Source organism: Psychrobacter sp. 1U2 (assembly GCF_051847575.1).
In genome coordinates this window covers 1-1759 of record NZ_JBPYDC010000114.1, presented here as the reverse complement: position 1 = coordinate 1759, position 1759 = coordinate 1, and the positions used below count along the sequence as shown (strand labels likewise).

At 36.1% G+C, this 1759-nt stretch carries 2 protein-coding genes; one reads left to right on the top strand and one right to left on the bottom strand.

Going from position 1 to position 1759, the window contains the following annotated elements:
* Window positions 1-294: LysO family transporter (locus ACS8FD_RS13630; RefSeq protein WP_439276273.1), on the top strand; the 294-nt coding region annotated here is incomplete at its 5' end.
* A gap of 11 nt (window positions 295-305) precedes the next feature.
* Here ACS8FD_RS13630 and ACS8FD_RS13625 read toward each other — a convergent pair.
* Window positions 306-1550: a hypothetical protein gene (locus ACS8FD_RS13625; RefSeq protein ID WP_439261215.1), complete on the bottom strand. Its 1245-nt coding sequence runs from the start codon at window positions 1548-1550 to the stop codon at window positions 306-308.
* Window positions 1551-1759: the final 209 nt, after the last annotated feature.

Below are 1759 nucleotides of genomic sequence, written 5' to 3'. Positions count from 1 at the left end.
TGGTATTCGCTATCGGCCATCGTCATGACCGATGCTTATGGCGCCGTTTGGGGCAGTGTGGCGCTATTTAATGACTTGGTACGTGAGTTCTTTGCGCTATTATTTATTCCCGTCTTTATGCGTAAATATCCATCAGCAGCGGTCGGTCTTGGCGGCGCGACCAGTTTAGACTTTACCCTGCCGATTATTCAGCAATCAGGTGGTCTTAAAGTTGTGCCACTGGCGATTAGCTTTGGCTTTATTATTAATATTGTGTCGCCGGTGCTGATGGTGCTGTTTTCGGCTTGGGGATAAGGCTGACTTTGCTAATTGTCATTGACCTTATTTTCCCATGCAATAATTATAGCCTTATTTCCCCTTGCTACTTCATCAACAATAAATTTTATAGCTTTAGTCTCTTGAACATGAGTACCAACATATCCAGAACGGATTAGATTTATAATATCGCTTGAAGTTAAATAGTTGCGTTTAAGTGTTTCAAAACCTATTCGCTCTCCACCTCTAGGCCCTTTAGCATTTTTTGTGGAAATATAATGCTGATAGTGGCCTAAAGAAATTACAAATGAAGAGCCTAAACTTCCTGCTTCTCTTTTTATAAACTTAAAAAAGAAAGGGTTACTATTCAATCGATAGCCTTCATAACTTCCTGAAGACTTTGGAAGCTTCATTCTCGATATTTCTTTTGTCATTTGTGAGTCAGGTCTAAAGATCCAGTCTTCATACTCTCTCTCAAGCATCTTATACTGAATCATGACTACAGAATCCATTGTTTCATTGATGTAGATTAAGTCTACACCAAGCATTTTTTCTAAAGGTAATTTATTAGAATGATATATGGTTAACCGCTCTTGGTTTTTGATATAACTAACTTTACCTGTATAGTCTGCAGCAACCTTAGTGAAACCTTCGAGGTTATTGAGGTCTGACTGAATGATATTATCTTCATAGAGCCTACTTTCATATCTATTCTTTTTATTAGAATCAATCCCAAATATTTTTAACGCCATATTTTCAGCATCTTCTTGAGCTAGAGCTACGTAATCTTTTGGCTTAGATATGTTCAACCTATTAGAAACATTATTTAAAGCATGATGGTTATTCTTATCTTCAAATAATGCAGTAATAGCAGCCCTACTAGTAGCAGAAGTAAGGTTTATTACTTCTGATTCTGAAGACAGTTTCCGCTTGAAGGTTTCTCCTATTTTTTCATCTTTAAATTTTGAAGATAAATCAACGAAAGATGAGAGATATATTTTATTTAAACTCTTAATGGATACTCTTGTTTCAAACGTTGTGATTGCTGACTTATTTGTTACAACTCCCAAGAGATATTCTTTTGCGCCTACTTCATCCTCACAAGCTAACTCTAAAACACATATACTATTTTTTCTCGTCTTTTCAAAATAATTATGACGAAAAGCAAGAGTTAAATACTCAAGATCATTTGCAGACTCTTTCAAAGCACTAGATTTTTCGATACCCATCTTTATTAAAGTAATAAATCTTTTATCAACATTTCTCAAAACGTCTTGAAAGTCGCTTTCATTCATAGATAGTCCTTAAGTAGAAATTTAAACTCATTATGCCATCGCTAGCTCTTTTTCTACCCGACAAGCATCATCATGCCATTGTATAAACTCATCGATAGCTATTTGAGCGGAATGGTTATGACTACCTCTACCAGAAAAAGTCTCAACATAACGGCAAGCGCGGTAGCCTTTTGCAAAGCCTTCATAATCAGTAATCCACTGCTTACGCG

Coding starts and splice junctions, on each gene's coding strand:
- ACS8FD_RS13625 (WP_439261215.1), bottom strand. CDS start 1,550: ATGAATGAAAGCGACTTTCAAGACGTTTTGAGAAATGTTGATAAAAGA.